This window comes from Streptomyces sp. NBC_01233 (assembly GCF_035989305.1).
Classification (GTDB): Bacteria; Actinomycetota; Actinomycetes; order Streptomycetales; family Streptomycetaceae; genus Streptomyces.
Map to the genome: position 1 here is coordinate 196700 of NZ_CP108514.1, position 24834 is coordinate 221533.

Genomic DNA, 24834 nt, shown 5'->3' on the forward strand with positions numbered 1-24834 from the left:
GCACACGGGGGCACGGTTCCGCGCCGGTGTCCGGCCGGTTCCGTACGCTGGCTGCATGCGCACGCGCCCCACACTGAGCTGGACCCCCACCGAGGACCTGCTGCCGGGCACCACGGATCCGGAGCCGGTCGCCGACGCGCTCCGGACCGGCGGCGTACTGGTGCTCAGCGGGGCGGGCCTGTCCACGGAGTCGGGCATCCCCGACTACCGGGGCGAGGGCGGAAGCCTGCGCCGCCACACCCCGATGACCTACCAGGAATTCACCACCAGTGCACATGCCCGGCGCCGCTACTGGGCACGCGGTCACCTCGGCTGGCGCGCCTTCGGCCGCGCCCGGCCCAACGCCGGGCACCGGGCCGTGACCGCGTTCGGGCGGCACGGCCTGCTCTCGGCAGTGATCACCCAGAACGTCGACGGCCTGCACCAGGCCGCCGGCAGCAAGGACGTGGTGGAACTCCACGGAAGCCTGAACCGGGTCGTCTGCCTTTCCTGCGGCGCCTCCAGCACGCGCCGGGAACTCGCCCGGAGGCTGGAAGAGGCCAATGCGGGCTTCGAGCCCGTGGCCGCCCGACTGAATCCGGACGGTGACGCCGACCTCACCGACGAACAGGTCGCAGACTTCACCGTCATGCCCTGCTCGGAGTGCGGCGGCATCCTCAAGCCGGACGTGGTGTTCTTCGGCGAAACCGTTCCCCCGCGCCGGGTCGAGCGCTGCCGTGAACTGGTCGATGCGGCGACCTCACTCCTGGTCCTGGGCTCCTCGCTGACGGTGATGTCCGGCCTCCGGTTCGTCCGCCAGGCGGCTCAGGCCGGAAAGCCCGTACTGATCGTCAACCGGGACCCGACCCGAGGCGACCGGCACGCCGCCACCCGCGTCGCACTCCCCCTGGGGACGACCCTCACCGCCCTCGCCGACGGACTGAACATCCCCGTCGACGGCCGGACGACCGGCTGAATCAGCGACCTGAGCACTGACAGACCAGCTCAGCGCGTGGCGCGGCCGTGGAGAACCAGGGCTCGGGCGAGCGCGGCCAGCGCCGTCGTGCACGACAGCGTCCGGACGATGTTCGTGGCGACCCACGTCGACTTGAACCTCTCCACGACCGTGAAGTCGGTCATCTGCGCGACGACACCGCCGTCCGCGAGCTCGTTGTTGAGGGGAATGTTCACCGCGAACGTGATGACCAGTACGACGAGATACGCCGCGGCGGCCACCGCCGCCCACAAGGCGGTGGTACGCCGGCCCGCACGGTGCTCGACGACCGCCGAACCGGCTGCCAGCAGCAAAGCCAGCACGAAGGCCATGCCGAAGAGCGGGTTGCCGTCGACGGCCGCGTTGAAAGCACGCATCGCGGTGACGTAGGTCCGCTCGTCCCCGGCCGCCAGCCCCGGCATCACCGAAACGTCGAACGCGAAGAACAGCCCCGCCATGAGCCCGACCAGAACCGTGGACAGCATCAGCAGGACGACGGCGAACCCGCCCCCACCCCCAGGCGGCGGGGGCGGGGGCGGGGGCGGAGCCTTCCGGCCAGAAGGCGAGGGCGGCGTGAACGACGGCGGGCCGCTCCTCATATGGCGACATCCTCACTTCCGACAACCGGCAGACGCGTGTGCGCGAAACACCCTCGGCACGAACGCCCGATCGTGACACCACGCTTGCGATTTCCTACCGGATTTGAGTCCTTCTTTGAGCAACTCTTCGGCCGCCGGCTCGGATTCACCCAGAAGACGGCACAGCGTCAGCACCCGTTACCGGCACCCTGGTTGCCACCGACCGGGTCGGCGCCGGGTGCTGGTGGGGGGTGATTGTTGTATGAGCAAGCAGATACTTTGCGCCGTGTGGACGCGCCCCCGACAACCGCACGGCCGACCCCCGCAGCCCTGCCGCCGCCGGCCCCCTGCCCGCTGCCGGCCGATGACGCCGAGGACGACCGCTGGTGCACCGCGGTACGGCTGCTGAACCACCAGGACCGGAGGCCGGCCGGACTGACCGTAGCCGAGCGGGATGTCCACCGGTGGGAACCACAGGTCGCACTGGGCGAGCTCGCCGGGCTGGTAGACCGTCCGCGAGACCGGGTCGACCGGCAGGTAGGACGGCCGGAGCTCGCGCACGCGCTCCTTGAGGATCGTCAGCCCGCGCTCCCAGCCGATCCGCTCGGCGATGACGGTGGCGGGCATCGTCGGGGTCTGTTTCAGCAGCTCGCGGATGGCGGGCTCGAACGCGTCCACCGCCGAGCCCTTCAGCGGACGCTGGTAGACGGGCGGCCGGTCGGTGGCCAGGGCGCGTTTCACCGTGTTCTTCGAGATGCCCAGATGCCGGGCGATCGCCCGGATCGGCATGTGCTCGGCCCGGTGCAGTCGCCGGATCTCAGCCCAGTCCTCCACGGAAATCACCCTCTCCTCCTGACCCTCAATGAAGATCAGGATGATCAGACGATCGCGAGGCGGGTCACCGTTGATCCGCCGTTCAGCGGTCAGTTTTCACCCGTCGCCGAGACCCCCTGCCCGGGCGACACCGGTTCGACATCACGCGAGGGCGAGGGCCTGACGTGCAGCGTCTCGGAGTGCGGGTGCCAGGTGACCGGGGCATCCGCCGCAGCACCGCCGAGGCGACGCGCTGGGTCTCGGGCAGCCGTGCGAGCAGCAGCCCTGTTCCGGTGTCGAGCCGGGCGGGCCAGAGCGCGGGAACGGCCGGGTGGCCTTGCGGTCAAGCCCCGACTTTCCGTGCCGTGACCGTGGGCCCGTGCCGGGGCGCAATGGAGGGACGGATGACGCTGAAGGACGGCAGGCGGGCAACCCGCCCCACCACATCCGACCCCCGAAATCCACGACCTCTCGTGAGGAGCCTTCTCCATGCCCGCCACCAGGACCCGCCGCCTCGCCCCCCTCCTGATCGCCACCCTCCTGGCCGGCGCAGGCGCCTCACTCTCCTCCACCGCCTTCGCCGCTCCCACCACCACAACCGCAAACGTCACCACCGACAGCGACAACCCCCTCCTCGACGCCTTCAGCAAGAGCGGCAAGGTAGACAAGATCGGCAACAACACCGCCAACGGCGGCGACACCCAGCCCCCCACCAGCGGCGACGGTGGCGACGGTCTTTGGGGGAGTGGCCACGGCAGCAACGGCGGTGACGAGGACGGCGACCCCAACAGCGATCCCCTGAACATCACCGACCCCCAGCACCCGTACCCCAGCCCCTGGTACCCGGACGCGGTCAATGGCTCCGAGAGCCGCACCGACGACGCACACCCCGGCCCCGTCATCGACAACACCTCACCCTCAACCTCCAGCAACCTCGCCAAGATCTTCTTCGGCCGGTAGACGCCACGCACCCACCAACCAGCACCACCGCCCCGTCCGACAAGCTCAAGAACAAGGACCGTGGCCTCCTGCCCAGACCAGCCGCGGCCGGCCCTCCTGCTGCCAGCAGTCGGTCTTGCTCTGCCCTGCGTCGAGCGCTTCCTGTACCGCGGCGTACGGGCCACGTCACTCGGCACACCGGGCCGGACCCGCCGACCGGTCATCTTGTGAGGGTCACGCCGGCCCGCTCTGGGCGCGGCCTGACGGTGCCCAGCGGACGCAACGTGGAGGTGGCCGCCTGGACGGCGGCTCCGTTGCCAAACGGTCGTCGCCTCGTCCGGAGCCGCCACGACTGGCATGTGCAGGGCAGCCCGCGCGAAGCGACGCGGACATGCCGTCTATAGCGGACGTGCTGCACGGTACTGATCACTGGGCGGCTGAACGGCCTGCCCGGGCGGTACAGCCCCGTAATGATGAATCGGCGCCGGTCGCAGCGTGTCCGGTAGCCGTCGCCAGCGAAAACGCCGGGGCGCGGGAATTGGGCGGCCGACGGCGTCTTGGGTCCGCAGTACCGGCGTCGTGGTGCGGGCTCCTTCAACTCACCGCGGCGCAGGGCGCGGCGCCCAGTACGCAGCACGGCGCGGCTTCGATGCGCCGCAGTCAGGTCAAGATCCTTGCGCGACGGGTCCCCTGCGGCCGCGGGGGCGCTACCTTGCCCGGATGGAGGAGTGGGAGTGCTGGGAGCGGCGGGTGCAGACGGCTGCTCACCCTGTGGCGTATCGGCTGGTGCGCGCGGTCGCTGCCCGCGGCCCGGTGGTTCGGGTGCCGCGGGTCGGGGTGGTGGTGAGCGATGCCCGCCTCGCCCGGGAGGTGCTGACGGACCCCGAGCGATACACGAAGACGGGGCCGGGCGCGGCGGCCGGGCTGTGGAGCCCGGTGCTCGGCTCGCGGGTGCTGATCACTTTGGAGGGTGCCGAGCACACGGTGCTGCGCAGGCGGCTGGGAGGGCTGTTTACGCCGGGCCGTGTGGCGGCCGTCTGCGAACGGGTACTGCGCGCTCCGCTCGGCGGGCTGGAGCGGCGGCTGGCGGCAGGCGAGGAGGTGGACTTCGTCCGGGTGGTCCGGGAGGGGGCCGCCGAAGTGATCCGCGAGCTGGTCGGCCTCCCCGCCGGCGGAGCGGACTTTACCGAGGCCGCCGCGGTGATCTCGTCCGTACGGCTGTGGCGGACGACGCTGACCGGACGTCAGACAGAGCGTGCCCGGGCGGCGTTGGCCCGACTGAGCGAGGCGGCAGTGGCGGCCTACCGGGCCGGCGACGAGTCCGCCGTGCCGGGGCGACTGCGCGCACTGGGCTTGGACGAGGCCGAGGCGCGGGGCGCGGTCGGCCTGTTCCTGCTGACGGGCACCGAGACGCTGGTCTCCTTTGTGCCCCGGCTGATTGCGCTGGCCCATGACACGGGCAGGGGGCCGGATCAGATCACAGACGCCCTGGTGGAGGAGGCACTGCGGGTCACCTCGCCAACCCCGGTGATGCTGCGCAGCGCGGCCCGGCCGGGACGGATCGGAGGTGTCCGGGTGGAGGCCGGGGAACGGGTGGTGATCGCAACGCTGCTGTGCACCGGGGCGTACGGCCCGTTCTCCCCGGATCGGGATCCCTCTGAAACCGCCGGTCTGCGCCGGCTGTGGTTCGGGGCGGGTCCGCATTTCTGCCTGGGGATGCCGCTGGCCATGGCGGAGATCCGCGCGGTGGTCGAGGTTCTGCGGGGCTTCCCGGAGCTGGTGATAGCGGGTCGGCGCCCGGCCCGGGGGGTGCTGATCCCTGCCTACGCACGGCTGTCGCTGCGCGCGACGGGCTGAACCCCCGCCACCCGGGGCGCCGCTGTACCGGGGGTCGGGTGGCCTCCATGCTCTTTACGCTGCGGCCCGCCCTGTGCGGTCCATGCGAAGGTGCGCCTTACCACCCAACGGCGGGGCAGCACCACGAACCCCTCCATGTCGTCGGTGCGTTTGACGACGTCCAGGGTGAGCGCGATTTTCTCCTTCGCCCAGTTGACGAGGCCGCCGGTGCCGCCGCCGTCGGCCCAGAGGCACAGCCGCGTCGCGATCACCGACGTTCGCGGCGGTCACGGCGACGACCAGGAGCAGGCCGAGGGTGTCAGTGATGACGAGCCGCTCACGGCCCGGGACTTTCTTGCCGTCGTCGTAGCCGCGTGAGGCGGCCGGCACCGACGCGGCGGCCCGCACCCGACTGCGCGTCGATGATCCCCGCGCTCCGTTCCACCTCCCGGCCCTCGCGCTCACGGACCCTCCCACGCAGCCGGTGAGAGCCGGATGTCCGTCCAGCATCTCGCTCGGCCTCCATCCCTCCTCGGGGGAAGATTTATACCATTTCTTGACAGTTTAGCGTGAATTGGAGTACTGTCAACGTGCCATGAAAGAGAAGCGCGCGTACGAGAGTCCGCTGCGTGCCGGGCAGCTTGAGCAGACCCGGCAGCTGATCCTCGCCGCGCTCACCGAGGCCATCGCCGACGAAAGCGTCCAGGAGCTGACCATCCCGCTCGTGGCGGAGCGCGCAGGCGTCGCCGTCCGCACCGTCTACCGGCACTTCCCGACCAGGGAGGCGCTCTTCGCGGCCTGGAGCGGGTGGGCCCAGGAGAATCTGCACGTGCTCATGCAGTCCTACCCGGACACCTTGGACGGGCTGCGCCGCGTGGCGCCGGAGCTCTATCGCTCGTACGACGAGCACGCACCGCTGATCCTCGCCATGCTGAATTCCAAGGCGGCCCGGCCGCTGCGGGAGCAGGGCCGCAGGCACCGGTTCCACTCGGTGGAGGCGGCGCTGGCCGAGCTCACGGCCGAGGCCGACCCGGTAGCCCGCCGCCGCGCGGTCGCCGTGCTGTACCTGCTGGTGAGCGCCCCGGCCTGGCAGGCCATGCGGCTGCAGGCGGGGCTCGACGGGGCGGAGGCCGGCGCGGCCGCCGCCTGGGCGGTGCGGGTGCTCACAGACGAGCTGCGGCGAGACCCGGACGGCCCACTACGCCACCCGGGCAGATGACCGGCGAGGAGGAGAGCCATGAGCATCGCCACGGAACGCACCTTCGCTCCACCGGGGCCGGGTACCTGGTTCCTGGACCCGACCCACTTCACCCGCCCGGTGACCAGGTTCCACGCCGAGATCTTCGTCGAGGAGCTGCACCGCGGCTTCGGAGAGAGCCTCCGCCGGTACGGGTCGCTGCTCGAACGGCTGGACTGGGCCTTCGTCAACGGTTTCTGCTACTACCATCCCCAGCCGCTGGGGGCCCCGCCGGACGCCACGGACCACCCGCCGGCAGAGGTCTGGGAACGCCTTGCCGCCGATCATCCCGAGATCCGCACCAGGCTCGCGACCAGCGCGACCGTCTTCGAGCGCAAGCTGTGGCGCGAGGACCTGCGCCGCTGGGACGAGGAGGTCAGACCCGGGCTGCAGCGCGAGCGGCGCGAACTACAGCGGGTCGAGCCCGGTCTCCTCGATACCAGTAGTCTGCTCGCGTACCTCGACCGGTGCCGGGAACACCAGCGCCGAGCCGGCTACCTGCACCACCTGTTCAACATGCCGGCACTGCTGCCGATGGGCGATCTGCTCGCACACTGTCAGGAGTGGACCGGGCGCACCACCGGCGAGATCCTGGCCCCGCTGGCCGGATCGAGCCCCGACCCGCTGGCGGACCGGGAGGAACTGGCCGAGCTGGCCGCCGCTGTAGCAGCGGACCCCCGGGCGACCGAGCTGCTCGCCTCCCCGGCGCGACCCCAGGAGCTGCTGGCGGCGCTGGGGGCCGTCGCGGGACGTACGAGTACCGCCCTCGCCAAGTACCTGGAGACGGCGGGCTGGCGCCCCGTCAACGGCGAAGACGTGGGCGATCCCTGCGTGGCGGAGTTGCCCGCCGTCGTACTCGCGGCCATTCGCTCGGCGGTCTCCTCCTCGACGAGGCCCCAGGCGGACGCCCGCGCCGACCTGCATGCCGACGCGGCGGCCGACCTTCGCGACGTCGTACCCGCGGCGCACCGCTCCCGCTTCGACGAGCTGCTCGCCGAGGCGCGGTTGGTCTCCCGGCTGCGCGACGAGCGCGGGTCGTGCGCGGACCTGCCGGCCATCGGCCTCACCCGGCGCGCCATCCTGGCGGCCGGCCGACGGCTCACCGAGCAGGGCCGGATCCACGCACCCGCCCACCTGGCCGAGGCGGGCTACGCCGAGCTGCGCGCCCTGGTCCGTACGGGCTCCGGGCCCGACGCCGCAGAACTCGCCGCCCGAGCGCACTACCGCGACCACGCCCGGTACGGGGACGCGCCGCCGATGCTGGGTCCACAGCCGGGCGACCCGCTGCCGCCCGATTGGCTGCCGCCCGCCGCGGCACGCCTGGAACGCGCCCTCGGGGCCATCGTCCTTGCCATGTTCACCAACCCGGCAGCCCGGACCGAGGGGCGGACCGTGCACGGGCTCGGCGCGAGCCCGGGCGTGTACGAGGGCACGGCACGGGTGATCAGCGGCGTGCCCGAGTTCGACCGCATCCAGCCCGGCGACGTCCTGGTCACCGACGCGACCACCACGGCCTTCAACATCGTCCTGCCACTGCTCGGCGCGATCGTCACCGATCGCGGCGGGGCGCTCTCCCACGCCGCCATCGTCGCCCGGGAGTTCGCCATCCCCGGCGTCGTCGGATGCACGGATGCCACGGCGGTGATACCCGACGGCGCCTGGGTTCGGGTCGACGGCCGGGCAGGAGAGGCGGCGGTGGTCCGATGACGGGTTCGCTGTCGCCGAGCACGTGGTCCGCCCCGGTCCCGCTCCGCCTGGCCACCGACGAGAGCCGGTACGGCGGCAAGTCCTCGCAGCTCGCGGCCGCCGCCCGGGCTGGTCTGCCGGTACCGGAAGGAATCGCCCTGGAATGGCTGTTCGTCGACGCCGTCGCAGGCGGCGACGACGAGGCGCTCGCCGCCCTGCACGTGTCGACCGCCGACTTGCAGGGCGTTGGGCTGGCCGTGCGTTCATCCGCACCGGGCGAGGACTCGGCCGCGGCGAGCTTCGCCGGACAGCACCTCACCTGCCTCAACGTACGGTGTCCGGACGGGCTGACCGAAGCGGTCCGAATGGTGAGAGATTCGGCGCACTCGGCCGCCGCGCTCGCCTACCGTGAGCGGCTCGGGCTGGCAGGCCGGCCCAGAGTGGCAGTGGTGGTACAGGAGTTGGTGGTACCCGAGTGCGCCGGAGTCCTGTTCTCCCGAGACCCCCTCGACGGCTCCGACGTCCTGGTGATCGAGGCGAGTTGGGGCCTGGGCGAAGCCGTGGTCAGCGGCCTGGTCGTACCGGATCACTACCGGGTCCGCCGCGACGGCCGGGTGATCGAGCGCACGGCGGGCATGAAGGACCTGGCCGTGGAGCCCGCACTGGCCGGCGGAACGAGCCAGGTCCCGGTCCCCGCCGACCGAATCCACCGACTCTGCCTCGACGAGACGCGATTGGAGAGCCTGCGGGAACTCACCGCCCGCTGCGAGCAGGTCTTCGGCGGGACGCAGGACCTGGAGTGGGCCTTCGTCGCCGACCGTCTCCGTCTGCTCCAGCGCCGGCCGATGACCGGGACCGTGCCCCCGTACTGACCCCTGCGTAGCCGCCCACCTCAGCTCGGGACGATCATGGACTGCTGCGCGTACGTGCGGTCCGAGCCCTTGCCGGCGTACCGGGACAGGTACCGCGCGGCCGTGGCGTCGGCCGGGCCCTGCACACCGCCCCGCTGGACGGAGTCACCGCCGAGCGGGTCACTCTCACCGTCCGCCCCGAAGCGCCGGCCGCCGCCTGGTATGAGCACCTGGGCTACCAGCTGGTGGGGCTCACCCAGCCATGGGACAGCGCACCCGTGTACCGATCCATGATCAAGTCGCTGCAGCCCGAGGCGTGTATCAGGGGGTGAAGAGTTCGGCGTGCCGGCGTAGGACGGTCTCGCGCAGCACGGGTATCAGCTCGTGACGACTTCTGCCTCAGCCGGTGGCGCCCGGCACGCGGAAGCGTCCGGCGTGTTCGGCCGCCCACTGGGCGAACGTGCGCGCTGGGCGGCCGGAAACCCGCTCGACGGTGTCGACGACGGTCGTGGCGTCATCGCTGGGGTCGGCGTACCAGCCGACGACGTATTCGGCGTCCGCCCGGGACACACCGGTGGCCGTCAGCCTGTCGAGGGCCTGCTCGTGCGAGATCGGGACGAAGTCGATGTCGCGGCCGATCGCCCGGGACAGGATCGCGATCCGTCCCCGCGTGGTCAGCGATTCGGGGCCGGTGAGGTTGTAGGAACGCCCCGCGTGACCGTCGGCGAGCAGCGCGACCGCCGACACAGCCCCGATGTCGGCCTCGTGGACGAGCGCGCTGGGAAAGTCGTACGGCTCTCGCACGACTCCCTCGCCCCCGACCGAGTCGATCCAGGTCAACGTGTTGGACATGAACTCCTGCGGTTCCAGGCGTGTCCACTCCACACCCGAGTTCTCCACCGCCTGCTCGACCGGCCCCACCCAGCCGCCCCACACCACGGTGATGCGCCGCACACCCGCGCTGACCGCCCGCCGCACCAACTCGGGCCCAGTCTCGGCGAGCCCCGCCGTCACCGTGATGTGTAACCGGCTGACGCCCGCGAAAGCGGCGTCCAGCCCCTCCGGTGCCGTGTGCGTGCCCGCCGCCAGCTCTACCCCGACCGGAAACCTCCCCGCGGCCGCAGCCGGGTTCCGCGTCAGTGCCCGGACGTGTTCTCCTCGGCGGACCAGCTCCGCCACGACGTGCCGACCGGTGTTCCCGGTGGCACCCGTAACCAGTGTCGTCACGGTCGAACCCCTTTCGTCCCCGACGACGCTAAAAGCTCAACCCGGCTTGAGGTCAAGAAGCCCACGCGCCCGCTGGACACCCCGGCGGCGCTCGACGTGCGCGGCCCGGCACTGCGGTGTGCGCCGGATGCGACGCCGCCGAGGTATTGCTGCCGATCCTCCGCCACGGCCAGGACGACGATCGGACGACTGAACGGCTCCAGCACGGCGCCGATCGCAGCGCCAGCACCCGCCGCCGCACCCTCACCGAAGCCACCGCCCACGCCCAGCCGATCGCCACCATCACGATCGAAGCGGTCACCGGCCGAGCCCGCGCCCGCTACGGGCCCGGCACCATCCGACCCGCCTCCCTCGCCGCCAGCGCCAAAGGGGCCAGCGGGGGAATACCCGGCGCGAAAACGTTCTCGCCAGCACTGCCGCCATCCACAGGGAACCGTCCATGCCCCCAGAGCTCCACCAGAGCGCCCGCACTCGCCTGCGCCCCGTCGCAGATCGACCCCTGCGCGAAGTGGTGTGTTCACTGCACCTTTTGTCAGCCCGTTCCCGACCCGCGTCACATGAGGGTGACAGCGTCCCCGGAACTCACCGGGCCGGGCGCCACCACTGTGGCCAGGGCGTCCAGCCGGGCGTGATGAGCCTTTGTGATGACTCGCAGCACCAGGGGGGAATGAGGAAGATCCTGCTGGGCCTGGTTGGTCATGACACACCGCTCGCTTGAGCGCACGAACTCCACGCACAGGCCAGCCCCGATCCACGCCTTGCAGCCGAACCACTCGTCTTCGACGAAAGGACGGGTACCGGGCGGGGTCCGTACCAGGAGGTTCGGCCGGAAGCGCCGCTCGTCGACCGGAACGCCGGGAACGGTTGCGCGCACCCAGTCGAGGGTGGCTGTGGTCAGGAGGCTGAGAGGAAGCTGGTCGAAGTGGGAGATCGCTTGTTCGCGGGCCAGTTCGACGTCGTGTCGGCCAAGGTATTGGCGAAGGTACGTAGTTGGATCCGCAACGGTCGCGCCCTGCGGATCCAGCAGTTCGGGCCGGTCCGTCCCGTCCGCGTATCGGGAGCGCAACTGCAGCAGGCCGGGCATCCGACGGAAGCGGCGACTGTTCTTCCCTGAGCCGAGTTTGCCCTTGCTGTCGCGCACCGCGAACAGGCGGTCGCCGACGAGACCGCGGGGGTCGACGTCCGCTTGCCGCAGTTGCTCACCTCCCGTCGACTTGATCGGATATCGCCATATGCGCTCGATCGTTCCTATGGTGTACGCCATTCCGCAGAGGCTACAAGAGTCTTCCTGCCCGATTTCGGGCAGGAAATGGGAAGTTGGCCACTCTGACGTTACAGTGGTCACTCGTGATCACTGCCTCCGCGCTGGGGTCCTTCGCGCTGATCGTGGGACTCCTCACCCTCACACCCGGCCTCGACACCGCGCTCATCCTGCGCACCGCTGCACTGGGTCACCGCAGTTGCGCCTGGGGCGTCGTCCTCGGCATCCAGACGGGCACCCTCGCCTGGGGGGTGTTCAGCTCGCTCGGCATCACCGCCGTCCTGACCGCCTCCCACCTCGCTTACGCGATGCTCCGTTGGGCAGGCGCCGTGTATCTGGTGTGGATGGGAAGCCGGATCCTGGTATCGACCCGGCGCCGGCGGGCTCGGGTGGATCCAGCCCAGGCCGACGCTGCGCACAAGCCTGATTCCGACGGCAGCTTCGGGAGCGGCTGGCGCCGGGGCGCTCTGACGAACCTGCTCAACCCCAAGGTGGGCGCCTTCTACGTGGCTGTCCTGCCGCAATTCATTCCGGCCAGCGCCCCGCACCTGACGACCGGCACCCTGCTGGCAGGCATGCACATCCTGCTGGGCCTGCTCTGGTCAGGCGTACTGATCGCATTCGCCCGGGCGCTCCGCGACAGCCTTCGGCGTCCATCTCGCCCTTGGCGAATAAACCTCATCGCCCCACGGCGCGTTCGGATCTTCGGCGTAGGCCCTGACGCAGACCAGATCCCACCGAACGGGTCCGGCCCCGCTGCCGTCTTCGCAGGTTCCTCGACCCCCCATGCCCACAGATCCCCGTACAACCCACACCCTCCTGAATCCGGACACACCTGCTCGCATCAAGATGAACCAGGCACTCGGCATAGAGAACCCCCCCTGCGACGGTGCACAGAGGGCGGATGGTTCGGGTGGGGCGGTGGTGTCACCACCCGTGGATGAAGGCGGCGGCCTCGGCGGCGTTATCGGCGACTCCGACGGGCAGCCACGCGCCGGACTCCTCGTCGAGCTCGAAGAGGACGCGGGGGGCGTCGGGGGCGAGATGCGCGGCTCGACCGCGGGCCGCCGGGTCCAGGGGTTCGGCTCGGCGGCGGCCGGTGACCTGCCGGTCGGACTCCCGTCGGCGGTCGCGGCGCTCCGCCCACGCAGCGAGCGGTTCCCTGCCTGCGTCCACGTCGCCCCTCCTATCGCTACCGGGCCCCGGGCAGAAGGTTCCCGGGGGCGTCAGCCATGGCGTCTCACCGTCGGGGCCCACCATAAGGCCGAAGCGGTCCAAAGCGGGGCTGCCTTGGGCCTCCCACCACCCGAAGGCTGCCTCCACGGCGTCCCACAGGCGCCGCGGGTCGTCCTGGTAGACGATGCCCGGCCCATACTCCTCCGGCCACCGTACGGCCACCCACGAGCGATCGGTGAGGGAGTACCACCAGGCGGCCGGGGCGCCGTCGGGTTCGGTGTGGATGGTGTGTGCGACGTGGGGACGGCGAGGCTTGAGGCGTAGGTCGGGGCGCCGTCCGGGCGGGCGACCCGGATCGTTCTCAAGGCCGCCCAGGTGTGGTCGATGCCCTTGCGGCGCCGGTTGACGCCCCACATCCGGTTGTCGCCGACCGAGCAGCAGCCGTGAAAGTAGGTGATGCCGTGGGTGCGGCGGTAGGTGGCCGGCAGCCGTTCGGAACGGTGTTCCTCGGCGCAGCAGGAGCTGGCTGTCGGGCGGATGCCCAAGGGCCCGAACTCGTCGAAGGCGAACGTGCCGTCCGGCCGCTCGTTGATCGCGTACTCGATCCGCTCGAGCTCGGCGTCTAAGACACGCCCCCCACCGCGGCCGCCATCTCAAGTCCCGGCAGGGCCGCAGTGCGTTCCCCCGGCGTTTCTGGTCTCTGTTTCGCACGTTGGAGCCGCACATCGGCTGTGCGCACGCGTCGCTGCCGGACGGGCGGGACGCGCACACGGTCGCGGCCCTGCCCTGGCATCCGGAGATCGCCGCGGCCCGGCTGCTGACCGGTGTCGCCTCGGCGGCCGACCAGAACGGTCGCGGGCCCCGGCCTTCCTTGTAGCGCTGGCCGCGGCCGACGGCCCGGCCGGACCCGCGTACACCTGGCTGTCGCCTATGGGCTCGCCTCCGTCCCCGACGAGGACCGCCAGGCCGCCGTACGGGCGCTGTGGCCCTGCTCGCTGCGAGAGGCAGGCTGGACGGGGCTCTGCTGGGCCGGGAACTGGCCGAACTCGTGGAGCTGGGCACGCTGAAGGTGCCCCTGCTGACCGAGTCGCTGCGGGCGGCGGCCGCCCTGCCCCAGGCAGGCCCCGGACTCTGGCCGGTCCTGGCCGCCGCACTCCCCGGGTTCCTGGCCTCCACCCGCCCCCAGGCCCGCGCGGCCCTCCTGGCCGTCGCCGCGGACTCTGCTCGGGACGCGGGTGCACACGGTGAACTGCCGGAGATCACCGCACTCGCGCAGCGGCCGGGGTCGTCCCAACTCCTCAGACAGGCACGCCGGTTGCGCGACACGCTCGCCGCCCACCCGCCCCCGGGCAGAGCGGGACACGGCCTCCACTCTACAGTTGGAGAGTGAGGGGGCCTGAGTGGCGGCAGCAGGTGACCGAACCGAACGGAAGTGGTGTTCCATGCCGAAACGTCACGCTGTGGTGGCGGGCGCCGGAATCGGCGGCCTCACGGCTGCCATCGCACTGCACCGCCGCGGCTGGCACGTCACCGTCTGCGAACGCGCCCCCGAACCGCCCACCACCGGCGCCGGAATCGGCCTCGCCCCCAACGCCCTGCGCGCGCTGGACACCCTCGGCGTCGACGCCGCCCACGCCGCCGGCAGCGCCGTACCCGAAACGATGGGCCTGCGCCGCTTCGACGGCCAGTGGCTCACCCGGACCGGCACCGCGGACCTGGCCGCCCGCTACGGCACACCCCCGATCGCCGTCCCCCGCCCGGCCTTCACCGCAGCCCTGGCCGCCGCCCTGCCACCACGGGCCCTTCGCTACGGCACCCGGGTGACCGCCATCGAGGACGCCACAGGCAGCCCCACCGTCCGTACCGCGGCCGGCCCCGACCTCGCCGCCGATCTGGTCATCGCCGCAGACGGCATCAACAGCCCACTGCGGCGGGCCCACTTCCCGGCCCACCCCGGCCTGCGCTACACGGGCGAGAGCGCCTGGCGGACCATCGTGGACGCCCCGGACCTGGGCATCGCGTCCATGAGCGAGAAGTGGGGGCGCGGCCGGCGCTTCGGTGTCACCCCGCTCTCCGACGGCCGGCTCTACCTCTACGCCACCGCCCTCGTCCCGGCAGGCACCCGGCCGGCCGACCCGCGGACCGAGCTCCGCCACCGCTTCGGCTCCTGGCACGACCCGATCCCCGCCCTGCTCGACCGGATCGAGCGCCTCGATGCCGCCGACATCCTCTGCAACGACCTCTACGACCTGGCCGCACCACTCCCCCGCCTGCACCACGGCCGGATCGCCTGGCTCGGCGACGCCGCCCACGCCATGACCCCCAATCTCGGCCAAGGCGGCTGCCAGGCCATCGAAGACGCGGTCATCCTCGCCCACCTGCTCCCCGCCGGAGACACCGCGGACAGCCCAGACGCCACGGACCCCGTCCCTGCCGCCCTCGCCGCTTACACCGCCGCCCGCCGCGACCGCACCAACGCCATCCGCGTCCGCGCCCGCCGCATCGGCCGCCTGGGCATCCTCCGCAACCCCCTCGCCGCAGCCGCCCGCGACCTCGCGATCCGTGCCACGCCCACCCGCCTGGCCCTGCACGGCATGGACGACCTCTTCAACGGCTTCCGCCTCCCCGATAGCGGCGACCCGCCGCCAGCTCGGTGATCCTCTCGTCGCGTTCCGCCGCGCGGGCGCACCTCACTCGCGTCCGGCAGACGACACTGGACCCATGAGCGAGCACCGCTTCACCCTCGAAAACACCAGCACCGGCAGCACCCCGGCCGCTACCCGCACACCTCACTACCCGCACAGCCTCCGGTACGAGAAGCCAGCGGGGACCGCCCGGACCAGCCCCGAGGGCCACACCCTGCGCGCTCTGTCCGACCTCACGGTGGTGACCTGTGCCTGCGGCCTCACGACCCCGGCACTCCCCAACGACGACGCACGGCTCGTCTACGAACAACACCGCAACCTGATCCGCGACGAGACGGGCTGAGAACCGGCCCACCGGCCACGGCCCGCGAGACGGGACGGGAGGTACCGGGGCTTCCCGCTCCCTCGACCCCGCACGCCCCGCGGCACGGGCGCCACCGCCCTGGCCGTGGGGTCGAGCCCGTGCCCGGCCGGGGGTGGTGTCGGCCGCGCTCCGAACGTCAACGTGACCGGAGGGACCGCACCGCGGTGTGGACGAGCCAGCCGGCCGCCGCGCCGACCGCGTACCACAGGAGATCGGGCGGGTTGAAGGTCGAACCAAGCACGAGGCGGGCGACGGTGCTGTGCTGGGAGACTTCCGCCGGCACCGGGCTGAGCTGGAGGAACTCGACCGTGCAACTGACGGCCAGCGCACCTCCGGCGGCCCTCAGTGGCGTTGTCCGTGGCGCCGCCAGGACGACGAGAGTCAGCAGGAGGACGGTGTAGAGCGCGTCTCCGCCGTACTTGGCCACGCTCCCCGTCGTCACGGCCCGCAGCCCCAGCCCGACACCAACGACCACCACGGCCGCAGCCGCTGCCACCAGACGGGTCCGCATCCGGTCGACGGCGGCGGAGTTATGGGGCCGAGGTATGAGGGGCACGAGGTCATACTGCCAGCCGCAGTCACCAGGGCTCCCTGGAGGAACAGCCCTCGGACCGGTGCTCGGGAGGCAGGACAACTCAGCAGGCTGAGCACGTTGCCGATCCGATCTGAGTACGCGCACTCATCCGTTCCCCGCGGCCCGCCCCCAGAATGTTGACGCCACGGCAGATCAGCACCGGAAGTCCGCGCACGATCGCCGCCGGGGTGGCGCGCACCGCGCAGGGGAACCGGCCCCCTCCCCCGGACTCCTTCCGCCTGCGGATGGTGTCGGCACGCACAGCAATCCTGGAGACCCGTTCAAAAATGGCAACACCCCCTCACGCGTCCAGTCACGGCCCTGTGCCGGGCAACCCCTACAGTGCGCCCGGAGAGCAGGGCCACATCCCGGCACCGGGGAACTACGGGCCCGCGCCCAACGGTTACACCGCCCCGGATCCCACCCGCCACGCCGCGCGGGCCTGCCGCGCGTGCGGCGCCCAGTCTGCCGCTGACTTCAAGGTCCGGTCCCACGTGGGCATTCTCATCATGATGAAGTTCGAGCACCTGGACGGGCCCTTCTGCCGGGCCTGCGGCATAGCCGTCGTCCGGCAGATGACCACGAGGACTCTGTTCCTGGGCTGGTGGGGCCCGCTCTCCCTGGTGATCTTCAACCCGTTCACGCTCGTATGGAATCTGGTGGCCTACCTGAAATTCAGCAAGCTTCCCCCGTCGGCGCCGGCCCCGGGACGCACCCACCTCGACACGGGCCCGCCGGTGCTCCGTCGGCCACTGGCGTACGTGGTCCTCATCCCCATCGCCTGGGCCGTCTGGATCATTTCGCAGGCCGTCACACACTCCACGTGAGCGAGGACACGGCGGCGTCCCGCACAGGCGACTACGCACGGGATGACACTCCGTAGCAGGAGGCGATCGCGGCGGCACGGTTCCGCAGGGAGTTGCGCAACCACTGCGGGGCCAGGGCTTCCGCGTTCGTACCGAGGTGCCACAGCGCCCATTCGGCATGTCTCGGATCCTGGAAGGTCACCTGCAGCCGCAGCCGGCCGTCAGCTTCGGCTTCCTCGGCGAGGACGGCCAGCGCGGTGCCCACCAGGTCCTCCCGCCGCGCCGGGTCCATCCGTACCAGCACGGTGACTTGGTCGCCGCCGGTCCGAAACCGGGTGCTGCGTTCCTGCCAGGCCCGGTCCAGATCGACCCGGTCCGGTCGCTGTGCCGGTTCGGCGAGTACCTCGGCGGCCAGGATGCGGGACAGCCGGTAGGTGCGGTCCGCGCCGGACCGCGTGGCCAGCAGGTAGCCCTGGTCGCGCACGGTGACCAGGCCGACCGGGTCCACCGTGCGCCACTTCGGGGTCTGGTCCACGGCCGCGTACTGGATGCGCAGCTTGTGTCCGGCGAACACCGCGCGCCGGACCTCGGCCACGATGGTGTCGGGCACCTCCTCGGCCACCAGTCGACGCTGGAGGAGGTCGGTCTCCGGGTCGATGAGCAGTCGCTGGGCCGCGCCGGCCGCGGTGGCCCGATAGCTCTCGGGCAGCGCGTCGACCACCTTGCGCATGGCCGAGGCGAGCGCCGAGCCGAGTCCGAATGCCTGCGCGCCGCGCCGCGATCCGGCGACCAGCAGGGCGAGTGCCTCGTCGTGGTTCAGTCCGGTGAGCTCGGTCTGGAAACCGGGCAGCAACGCGAAACCGCCGTGCCGACCGCGTTCGGCGTAGACCGGGACGCCGGCTGCGGACAGCGCCTCGATGTCGCGCAGCACGGTGCGGGTGGACACCTCCAGCTCGCCGGCCAGCGCGGCCGCGGACATCCGACCGTGCTGCCGCAGCAGCAGCACCAGCGATATCAACCGATCGGCGCGCATACGAAAACTCTACTGGAATACATGACACATGATGTCGTGTTTCGTTGCGAGGCTTACCGGCGTGACAAAGATCCATCGCACACGAGAGGTGATCCACATGGCACACGCCCTTGTCAATCCGGACGGTTTGCACGACCCGGTCCCGTACGGCTACAGCCACACCGCCGTCATCCCCGCAGGTGAGGAACTGGTGCTCATCGCGGGCCAGTACGGATCGGGCCCAGACGGCGCGGTGGTCTCGGCCGACTTCGCCGAGCAGGTGAAGCAGGCGTTCCACAACATCGGCGTCGCTCTTGCCGCCCATGGGCTCGACCTCAGCCACGTCGTCCAGCTCAGGACGTACGTGGTGAACCATGACGTCAGCAAGCTCGGGCCCATCGCCGGGGCCGTGCAGGAGGGCTGGGGTACGAAGCCACCCACGCAAACCCTCATCGGAGTCGCGAGCCTGGCTGCGCCTGACGTGCTGTTCGAGGTCGAGGCCCTGGCCGCCCGACCCTGACTCGCCGGCGCCCGCGTCCGGGCTGTTCAACCCGGCGCGGGCGGCGGGCAACGGGGCGCTCTGGCGAGGGACCGCCTGGCAGGCGTGCGCACACGGCTCGCCTACCAGGCGCCGAGGAGGCGTGCACGACCTTCGGCCCCCACCAGTTGACATGCTGAAACCCGTATGATCATGACATGTTGATCGCCCGTTCGGCGCACGACGACCCGACCGGAGGCCACGGCGTGACCACGACGATCGCCCGGCCCAGCGCGTCCCGGGCCGCGCGCCTGATCACCGACGGGCTCGATCCCAAGACCTGGATCATCGCCGACACCCTCCTGATCGGCTGGCACACCAGCCGCCTCGCCGGGATCGGATGGGGCCTCGTCGGCTGCCTGTTCGCCGCGGTCGTTCCTCTGGCCTTCATCAAGTACGGCATCCGTCGCGGCCGCTGGGCCGACCGGCACGTGGGCCAGAGGCAGCAGCGGATCGTCGTGATGGCCTTCATCATCGCCTCGGTCGCCACCGGAACCCTGTTGCTGTGGGCCTTCAGCGCGCCCCGGACGATGATTGCGCTGACCGCGGCCATGCTGGTCACCCTGGCCGCTCTCCTCGCCGTGACCCCTGCCTGGAAGATCAGCGTGCACGCAGCCGTGTCCTCCGGAAGCGTCGCCATGCTCGCCATCGTCCATGGGCCCTGGACGCTCCTCGGCTACGCCGCGGTCGCCGTCGTCAGCTGGTCTCGGGTAGCACTGAAGGACCACACCGTGGCCCAAGTCCTTGCCGGCGCCGCGGTGGGCGAGGCCGTCGCAGCCGCCACCTTCGCGCTGGCACGATAGGTGCATGACCAACTCGTATGCAGGTCTTGATGATGCCGGCGTTGCGATAGCCGCCGCACGTGCCGGTGCGGACGTGGTGCGCCGCATGTACGGGCAGCCGCTCTCCCGCATCGACAAGGGCGCGGGCGACTTCGCCACCGCCGCCGATGTGGAGGCCGAGAAGACGATCCTCGGCATCCTCCGCGCTGCCCGGCCCGATGATGCGGTGCTGGGTGAGGAAGGCGGGCAGCAGGGTGCGGCCGCCGCCGTGCGGGAGTGGTTGGTGGATCCCTTGTGCGGCACGCTGAACTACGCCGTCGGCACCATGCTGGTAGCCGTCAACGTGGCCTTGCGCAACGGGGCGGCGGCGGTGGCCGATCCGTTCAGCGGCGAGGTCTTCTTCACCGACGGTGAGACCGCCCGGGTGCGGCACGCGGGGGTCGATGCCCAGCTGGCGCCCACGCCCGCCACCCGACTGGTCGACGTCAATCTGGATCCGCCGTTCCCCGGCGCGCCCGGATTCCGGGCCGTGGACTTGTTGGCCAACTCCGGATTCGTCGGGCGGTTCCGACCGCGGGTCGTGTCCACGACGTTGGCGTTGGCCTGGGTCGCGGCCGGCAAGCGCGCCGCGTACGTCACCGATGGCGGCGACCTGTCCGGGAGCGTGCACTTCGCCGCCGGCATCGCCGTGTGCCGGGCCGCCGGCTGCGTGGTCACCGGGATCGACGGCGGCCCGATCGGTCGGGCGGGCCGGGGACTCGTGGTGGCTGCCGACGCCGAGACCCACGGTCTGCTGCTGCCGATGATCTCCGGTCGGCGCTAGCTCGGCTCCTGCTGGGAGGACTCATCGTGACCGCTTCCGCACACTGGCATCTGCAAGGCTCCCCCGTTCACGGCTACTCCGGCGAGCAGGCCCGGCAGCTGCTCGGAAAGCGGCTGGACTGGGCAACCCTGGAAACGTCGTTCGAGGACGGCCGGGGCAGGCAGCTGGCCGTGATCACGAACGGCGAACGCGCGATGGTCGTACTGACGGATGCCGAAGGCGGCTTGGGGGAGCACCTCGTCGATCCGCACGCCGACGGCAGCTCCGGAGGGTACCCACGGTCCAACGGGCAGATCGTCACCTACGCCGACCGGGACACCGTCACCTTCGCCCTTGCCGGCCGGGCCGTCGCGCACTTCATCGCACACGGGGCCTGGCCCGCGGACGTGAGCGTCGAGGCCAACCGCAGCTCCTGACTCCGGCTGCCACCGCCATCTCATCGCTGAAGCGGACCCGAACGACCGTGTGGAGCGACGGCGGGACACCGGCTCTCCCGCCGGGGGGCCTTCCAGAGGATCATCGGGAACGGGCATCCCCGCGACCGGGAGCCGGGAGGGCAGTCGGCCGGTCACTGGTGGTGGGAGCCGGAAGGACGAGTCGCACCTCGAATCCACGGAGGGTGCGGGGGCCGGCGGTGACCGTCCCGCCGTAGATCTTCGCGCGCTCCATCATCCCGATCAGGCCGTGGCCGGGCGTGATGGCCGTGTTCGGCGGGAACGTGCCGCTCCCCTCGTCGGTGACGCACACCTCGATGGTCCGGGTGGCGTAGCGGATGGTGACATCCGCCCTGGTCGGCCCCGCGTGCTTGAGGACATTGGTCAGTGCCTCTTGGATCACCCGGTAGGCACACAGCCCCATGCCCTGCGGGAGGAGTACGGGGGAACCGACGACTTCCATGGTGGCCTGGACCCCTGCGCCCCGCACACGCTCGAGCAGTGGGTCCAGGAGGTCCAACCCCGGGGCCGGTGCGTAGGCGCCGCCGTCCTCCAGCGCCTCGTCGGCGTCGTCCGGGTCCACGCGCCCTTCCGGTAGCCCTTCCTGGCCGACACGGAGCAGTACGAGCATGCGGCGCATCTCCTCGAGCGCTTCCCTGCTGGTGCCGGCGATGGTGTCCAGGGCCTGCCGGCTCAGCGCCGGGTTCGTGGGGAACACGTACGAGGCCACGCCCGCCTGGAGCGAGATCACGGACATGTGGTGGGCGAACACATCATGCAGTTCGCGCGCGATGCGCACCCGCTCCTCCGTCAGCGCTTGGCGGGCCTTCTCCTCCTGCTGCCTGCGCAGTTGGAAGGTCAGTTCGGCGAACTGCCGGTTCCGCTCTGCAAGTCTTCCCGAACCGCGCCCGACGACGAACACCACTGCCGGGAACAGGACCGCTTGGGCGAAGACGGTCGGCATGGAGCTGTTGGCGGCGTTGCTCAGTCCCGCGTACACCCACGTGCCGGCCACGGCTACCGCGCACACGAGGGAAGTGCGCAGGCTTCGGGTCGCCGCCACCGTGTACAGGCCCAGGAGCGGGGGCATCGAATTGATCACCGGCCAGTACCCGCAGGCGATGAACAGGATCCACAGCGCACAGCTGGTGGCGAACACCCCGGCGGGCGCGATGCGTCGGGCCAGCAGGACCAGACCCACCAGTACGGTCAGGACCGCCCCGAGCCCGTCCATGGACTGCCAACCGACCGGCGGCCGCTCCTGCCCCAGCAACAGGCCGGCGCCGGCGTAGCCCCAGCGCGAGCAGCGAGTCGACGACCAGGGACCGGTACCTCCCCGTGAGGTGGTTGAGGAACCCGAATCCGGCATGCATCGCCGCAGCTTACGGGCCATGACACGGCCAGGGTGCCTCGTTCGGATCATCCGTGCGAAGGCGGGCGCCGGCGTTACGGCTGATGGGCCGCCGCACCGATGCCCGCGGGCTGCGTGACGGCGTCACGAGCCCTTGCGGACATCTGTGCCGGCACCTCGTGTCCAGCAGGTCGACGAGCTCCCCGGCGTGCGCGGGGTGCCCTCCGCGCCGATTCCGGGCCGGCACGCGTACACGTGGGGGATCCGGTCAGGTGGCGCTGGGATGTGCCAGGGCCTCTCCCAGCCGGTCGAGGCCCCAGTCCAGGTCGTTCTCGTCGATGACCAGGGGCGGGGCCAGTCGGATGGTGGTGCCGTGGGTGTCCTTCACCAGGACACCGCGGTCCAGCAGTCGGCGAGCGACCGCGCTGCCGCTGCCGTGGCGCGGGGAGACGTCGACGCCCGCCCACAGGCCTCGGCCTCGGCTGCCCTCGATCAGCCCGGCCCCGGTCATCTCGTGGAGCCGGGCGTGCATCCGGGCTCCGAGCTCCGCCGATCGTTGCTGGAACTCGCCGGTGCGCAGCATGGCGATGACTTCGAGCGCGACGGCGCAGGCCAGGGGGTTGCCGCCGAAGGTGGAGCCGTGCTGGCCGGGGCGCAGGACGCCGAGTACGGCCCGGGAGGAAACCACGGCGGAGACGGGGACGAGGCCTCCACCGAGGGCCTTGCCGAGCAGGTACATGTCGGGGGTGACCTGTTCGTGGTCGCAGGCGAAGGTCCGGCCGGTGCGGGCGAGTCCGGACTGGATCTCGTCGGCGATGAACAGGACGTCGCGCCCGGCGGTGAGTTCGCGGACGCGGGTGAGGTAGCCCGGGGGCGGGACGCGTACTCCGGCTTCGCCCTGGATCGGTTCGATCAGGACGGCGACGGTGTCGTCGGTGAGGGCGGCCTTCAGTGCGGCGGCGTCGCCGAAGGGCACGGTGTCGAAACCCGGGGTGAAGGGGCCGAAGTCGGCGCGGGCATCGGGGTCGGAGGAGAAGGAGACGACCGTGGTGGTGCGGCCGTGGAAGTTGCCGCCGGCGACGACGATCCGGGCGCGGCCGGGGGGTACGCCCTTGACCTGGTAGCCCCATTTGCGGGCGACCTTGACGGCGGTCTCGACGGCTTCGGCTCCGGTGTTCATCGGGAGGACGGTCTCCATCCCGCACAGATCCGCGAGCCCCGCGCAGAAGTCGGCGAACCGGTCGTGGTGGAAGGCCCGGGACGTGAGGGTGAGGCGGTCGAGTTGTGCCTTGGCCGCGGCGATCAGGCGGGGGTTGCGGTGGCCGAAGTTCAGGGCCGAGTACCCGGCGAGCAGGTCGAGGTGGCGCCTGCCCTCGATGTCGGTGGTCCAGGCTCCGTCGGCGGAGGCGATGACGACCGGGAGGGGGTGGTAGTTGTGCGCGCTGTGGGCTTCGGCGGCGTCCACCGCGCGGCCGGTCGCAGACGTGACGGTCTCGGATGTGACGGTCTCGGACGTGACGGTCTCGGACGTGACGGTCTCGGACGTGGTGCTCGCCGATGTGGCGGTCACGTGGGCTGTGGTCGACATGGGGGCTCCGGTCGGGAAGACGATGACGGGAAGGCGAGGAGGGGAAGGCGATAAGGGGGCGCCGGGGCCGTCAGGGGCGGGGCTGCAGGAAGGGCAGGGCGCGGGGGTGGACGGCGCGGGCGTCACGGCACGGCAGGTCCGCGTAGGTCTCCCGGCGGACCGCCTCCCGTGCCCGGCCGTCCCGGCAGAAGACGACCGGGGCCTGCGCGCACCGTTGTAGTTGTTGGCCAGCGCGTAGCAGTACGCGCCGGTCGCGGGGACGGCGACGATGTCGCCGGCGCGCGGGGAGCGCAGGGGGACGTCGCGGATGAGCGTGTCGCCCGACTCGCAGTGGCGGCCGACCAGGTCGTGGCTCTCGCCGCCTCCGACCCGGTTCACCAGGGTGGCTTCGAACCGCTGGCCGTACAGCATCGGTTCGAGGTTGTCCGCCATGCCTCCGTCGACCGCGACCAGCGGGCGCTCCCCCGGCTTGACCGTGACCACGCGGTAGAGGGTCACGGCAGTCGGGGCCACGAGGGAACGCCCGGGTTCGACGATCAGCCGGGCGTCGTGGGGCAGGTGTTCGCGCGCGGCGTCGGTGAGGGTTTTGACGTACTGCTCGATGGTCGGGGGCCGGTCGGTGCAGGTGTAGCGGACGCCGAGGCCGCCGCCCAGGTCGTACACGGGGTGGCGGCCGAGCCCGGGGAGGGCGGCGAGGGCTTCGACGGCGTGCCGGAAGGGCGCGGTTTCCATGAGCTGGGAGCCGACGTGCACGTGCAGTCCGTCGAGCCGCAGCCGGGAGCTGCGGCGGATGCGGGCCGCGGCTTCCGTGGCCTGGGTGCCCGTCAGGCCGAACTTGGAGCCTCGGTGTCCGGTCCTCATGGCGGCGTGCGTGTCGGCCTCGACCTCCGGGATGACGCGCAGGAGTACGGCCTGGCGTCCTTCCGTGACCAGCTTCTCCAGGCGTTCCAGGTCGTTCAGGTTGTCGATCACTACGGTGCCCACGCGCGCGGCTACGGCCATGGCGAGCTCTTCGTCGGTCTTGGCGTTGCCGTGCATGAGGATGCGTTCGGGGTCGGCTCCGGCGGCCAGTGCGGTGACCAGCTCGCCGCCTCCCGCGATGTCGACGCCCAGGCCTTCCTCCACGAGCGTGCGGACCACTTCGGTGCAGGGGGAGGATATGGACGCGAAGACCGCTTGGCTGTTCGGCCAAAGCTGTTCCAGGGCCTGCGGCAGGCGCGCGCCCGGCCGCGCCGTGCCGTTTCGTCGACGACGAGGGCGGGGGTGCCGAACCTTTCGGCGACCTCGGCGAGGCCGCACCCGCCGACCCCGAGGTGTCCGTGTTCATCCAGGTGAAAGCC

General features: G+C 71.4%; 26 protein-coding genes and 3 pseudogenes. 16 read left to right on the plus strand and 13 right to left on the minus strand.

All coding sequences use genetic code 11. From position 1 onward, the window contains the following. Window positions 1-55: 55 nt before the first annotated feature. Complete coding sequence (locus OG332_RS00970) at window positions 56-955, plus strand: NAD-dependent protein deacetylase (protein WP_327411616.1); 900 nt, start codon at window positions 56-58, stop codon at window positions 953-955. A 29-nt stretch (window positions 956-984) separates the two neighbouring features. Here the strand turns inward: OG332_RS00970 and OG332_RS00975 are convergent, their stop codons facing one another. Beyond that, a complete protein-coding gene (locus tag OG332_RS00975) occupies window positions 985-1458 on the minus strand; it encodes a DUF1772 domain-containing protein (RefSeq protein ID WP_327411617.1) in 474 nt (157 codons plus the stop codon). A 525-nt stretch (window positions 1459-1983) separates the two neighbouring features. Then, window positions 1984-2394 (minus strand): annotated as a pseudogene (locus OG332_RS00980) (helix-turn-helix domain-containing protein); the annotation flags it as partial. Between the two features lie 459 nt (window positions 2395-2853). Here OG332_RS00980 and OG332_RS00985 point away from each other — a divergent pair. After that, on the plus strand, window positions 2854-3324 hold the full coding sequence (locus OG332_RS00985; RefSeq protein ID WP_327411618.1) for a hypothetical protein: 471 nt from the start codon (window positions 2854-2856) through the stop codon (window positions 3322-3324). A 699-nt stretch (window positions 3325-4023) separates the two neighbouring features. Then, window positions 4024-5160: a cytochrome P450 gene (locus OG332_RS00990; protein ID WP_327411619.1), complete on the plus strand. Its 1137-nt coding sequence runs from the start codon at window positions 4024-4026 to the stop codon at window positions 5158-5160. A 54-nt stretch (window positions 5161-5214) separates the two neighbouring features. Here OG332_RS00990 and OG332_RS00995 read toward each other — a convergent pair whose 3' ends face one another. Next, a complete protein-coding gene (locus OG332_RS00995) occupies window positions 5215-5649 on the minus strand; it encodes a transposase (protein WP_327411620.1) in 435 nt (144 codons plus the stop codon). A gap of 85 nt (window positions 5650-5734) precedes the next feature. Here OG332_RS00995 and OG332_RS01000 point away from each other — a divergent pair, with 85 nt between their 5' ends. From OG332_RS01000 to OG332_RS01010, 3 genes are read left to right on the plus strand one after another with little or no spacing between them, the layout of a single operon-like run. After that, window positions 5735-6358: a TetR/AcrR family transcriptional regulator gene (locus OG332_RS01000; RefSeq protein ID WP_327411621.1), complete on the plus strand. Its 624-nt coding sequence runs from the start codon at window positions 5735-5737 to the stop codon at window positions 6356-6358. An 18-nt stretch (window positions 6359-6376) separates the two neighbouring features. Then, window positions 6377-8083 (plus strand): PEP-utilizing enzyme, encoded by a 1707-nt coding sequence (locus OG332_RS01005; RefSeq protein ID WP_327411622.1) that lies wholly within the window; start codon window positions 6377-6379, stop codon window positions 8081-8083. Then, window positions 8080-8934 (plus strand): PEP/pyruvate-binding domain-containing protein, encoded by an 855-nt coding sequence (locus OG332_RS01010; RefSeq protein ID WP_327411623.1) that lies wholly within the window; start codon window positions 8080-8082, stop codon window positions 8932-8934. The genes OG332_RS01005 and OG332_RS01010 overlap by 4 nt, the downstream gene beginning before the upstream one ends. Window positions 8935-8954: 20 nt before the next feature. Here OG332_RS01010 and OG332_RS01015 read toward each other — a convergent pair whose 3' ends face one another. The 3 genes from OG332_RS01015 to OG332_RS01025 form a co-directional block, all read right to left on the minus strand. Continuing rightward, window positions 8955-9143: a hypothetical protein gene (locus OG332_RS01015; RefSeq protein ID WP_327411624.1), complete on the minus strand. Its 189-nt coding sequence runs from the start codon at window positions 9141-9143 to the stop codon at window positions 8955-8957. A 169-nt stretch (window positions 9144-9312) separates the two neighbouring features. Then, on the minus strand, window positions 9313-10140 hold the full coding sequence (locus tag OG332_RS01020; protein ID WP_327411625.1) for an NmrA family NAD(P)-binding protein: 828 nt from the start codon (window positions 10138-10140) through the stop codon (window positions 9313-9315). Between the two features lie 553 nt (window positions 10141-10693). Then, complete coding sequence (locus OG332_RS01025) at window positions 10694-11404, minus strand: MOSC domain-containing protein (protein WP_327411626.1); 711 nt, start codon at window positions 11402-11404, stop codon at window positions 10694-10696. A 53-nt stretch (window positions 11405-11457) separates the two neighbouring features. Here OG332_RS01025 and OG332_RS01030 point away from each other — a divergent pair, with 53 nt between their 5' ends. After that, window positions 11458-12345, plus strand: a complete 888-nt coding sequence (locus OG332_RS01030; RefSeq protein ID WP_327411627.1) for a LysE family translocator — start codon at window positions 11458-11460, stop codon at window positions 12343-12345. Here the strand turns inward: OG332_RS01030 and OG332_RS01035 are convergent. Then, on the minus strand, window positions 12329-12577 hold the full coding sequence (locus OG332_RS01035; RefSeq protein WP_327411628.1) for a DUF6087 family protein: 249 nt from the start codon (window positions 12575-12577) through the stop codon (window positions 12329-12331). The genes OG332_RS01030 and OG332_RS01035 overlap by 17 nt on opposite strands. A 320-nt stretch (window positions 12578-12897) precedes the next feature. After that, window positions 12898-13200, minus strand: a pseudogene (locus OG332_RS01040) (IS630 family transposase); the annotation flags it as partial. 89 nt (window positions 13201-13289) lie between these two features. Here OG332_RS01040 and OG332_RS01045 point away from each other — a divergent pair. The 4 genes from OG332_RS01045 (at window position 13290) to OG332_RS01060 (ending at window position 15565) form a co-directional block, all read left to right on the plus strand. After that, window positions 13290-13454: a hypothetical protein gene (locus OG332_RS01045; RefSeq protein WP_327411629.1), complete on the plus strand. Its 165-nt coding sequence runs from the start codon at window positions 13290-13292 to the stop codon at window positions 13452-13454. A 105-nt stretch (window positions 13455-13559) separates the two neighbouring features. Then, the gene (locus OG332_RS01050) at window positions 13560-13967 is read left to right on the plus strand and encodes a hypothetical protein (RefSeq protein ID WP_327411630.1); all 408 of its coding nucleotides are present in this window, start codon (window positions 13560-13562) and stop codon (window positions 13965-13967) included. A gap of 52 nt (window positions 13968-14019) precedes the next feature. Next, window positions 14020-15234 carry an FAD-dependent monooxygenase gene (locus tag OG332_RS01055; protein ID WP_327411631.1) on the plus strand — a complete coding sequence of 405 codons (1215 nt, stop codon included), beginning with the start codon at window positions 14020-14022 and terminating at the stop codon, window positions 15232-15234. Window positions 15235-15298: 64 nt separating this feature from the next. Then, window positions 15299-15565 carry a hypothetical protein gene (locus OG332_RS01060; RefSeq protein ID WP_327411632.1) on the plus strand — a complete coding sequence of 89 codons (267 nt, stop codon included), beginning with the start codon at window positions 15299-15301 and terminating at the stop codon, window positions 15563-15565. Window positions 15566-15722: 157 nt separating this feature from the next. On the opposite strand, the gene OG332_RS01065 is transcribed toward OG332_RS01060, so the two are convergent. After that, window positions 15723-16097 (minus strand): ribosomal maturation YjgA family protein, encoded by a 375-nt coding sequence (locus tag OG332_RS01065; RefSeq protein WP_327419065.1) that lies wholly within the window; start codon window positions 16095-16097, stop codon window positions 15723-15725. A gap of 557 nt (window positions 16098-16654) precedes the next feature. Between OG332_RS01065 and OG332_RS01070 the strand changes: the two genes are divergently transcribed. Beyond that, the gene (locus OG332_RS01070; RefSeq protein ID WP_327411633.1) at window positions 16655-16987 is read left to right on the plus strand and encodes a hypothetical protein; all 333 of its coding nucleotides are present in this window, start codon (window positions 16655-16657) and stop codon (window positions 16985-16987) included. A 31-nt stretch (window positions 16988-17018) separates the two neighbouring features. On the opposite strand, the gene OG332_RS01075 is transcribed toward OG332_RS01070, so the two are convergent. Further along, complete coding sequence (locus OG332_RS01075) at window positions 17019-17999, minus strand: helix-turn-helix transcriptional regulator (protein ID WP_327411634.1); 981 nt, start codon at window positions 17997-17999, stop codon at window positions 17019-17021. A gap of 97 nt (window positions 18000-18096) precedes the next feature. Between OG332_RS01075 and OG332_RS01080 the strand changes: the two genes are divergently transcribed. The 4 genes from OG332_RS01080 to OG332_RS01095 all read left to right on the plus strand — a co-directional run bounded on the left by OG332_RS01080 (window position 18097) and on the right by OG332_RS01095 (window position 20537). Continuing rightward, window positions 18097-18498, plus strand: a complete 402-nt coding sequence (locus tag OG332_RS01080; RefSeq protein WP_327411635.1) for a RidA family protein — start codon at window positions 18097-18099, stop codon at window positions 18496-18498. A gap of 176 nt (window positions 18499-18674) precedes the next feature. Then, window positions 18675-19319, plus strand: a complete 645-nt coding sequence (locus tag OG332_RS01085) for a hypothetical protein (protein ID WP_327411636.1) — start codon at window positions 18675-18677, stop codon at window positions 19317-19319. A gap of 4 nt (window positions 19320-19323) precedes the next feature. Beyond that, complete coding sequence (locus tag OG332_RS01090; protein ID WP_327411637.1) at window positions 19324-20121, plus strand: inositol monophosphatase family protein; 798 nt, start codon at window positions 19324-19326, stop codon at window positions 20119-20121. Window positions 20122-20147: 26 nt separating this feature from the next. Next, window positions 20148-20537: a hypothetical protein gene (locus tag OG332_RS01095; RefSeq protein ID WP_327411638.1), complete on the plus strand. Its 390-nt coding sequence runs from the start codon at window positions 20148-20150 to the stop codon at window positions 20535-20537. 100 nt (window positions 20538-20637) lie between these two features. Here OG332_RS01095 and OG332_RS01100 read toward each other — a convergent pair whose 3' ends face one another. The 3 genes and pseudogenes from OG332_RS01100 to OG332_RS01110 all read right to left on the minus strand — a co-directional run. Further along, window positions 20638-21789, minus strand: a complete 1152-nt coding sequence (locus OG332_RS01100; protein ID WP_327411639.1) for a sensor histidine kinase — start codon at window positions 21787-21789, stop codon at window positions 20638-20640. Between the two features lie 385 nt (window positions 21790-22174). After that, a complete protein-coding gene (gene rocD / locus OG332_RS01105) occupies window positions 22175-23371 on the minus strand; it encodes an ornithine--oxo-acid transaminase (protein WP_327419066.1) in 1197 nt (398 codons plus the stop codon). A 378-nt stretch (window positions 23372-23749) separates the two neighbouring features. After that, window positions 23750-24793 (minus strand): annotated as a pseudogene (locus OG332_RS01110) (diaminopimelate decarboxylase family protein); the annotation flags it as partial. Window positions 24794-24834 lie beyond the last annotated feature (41 nt).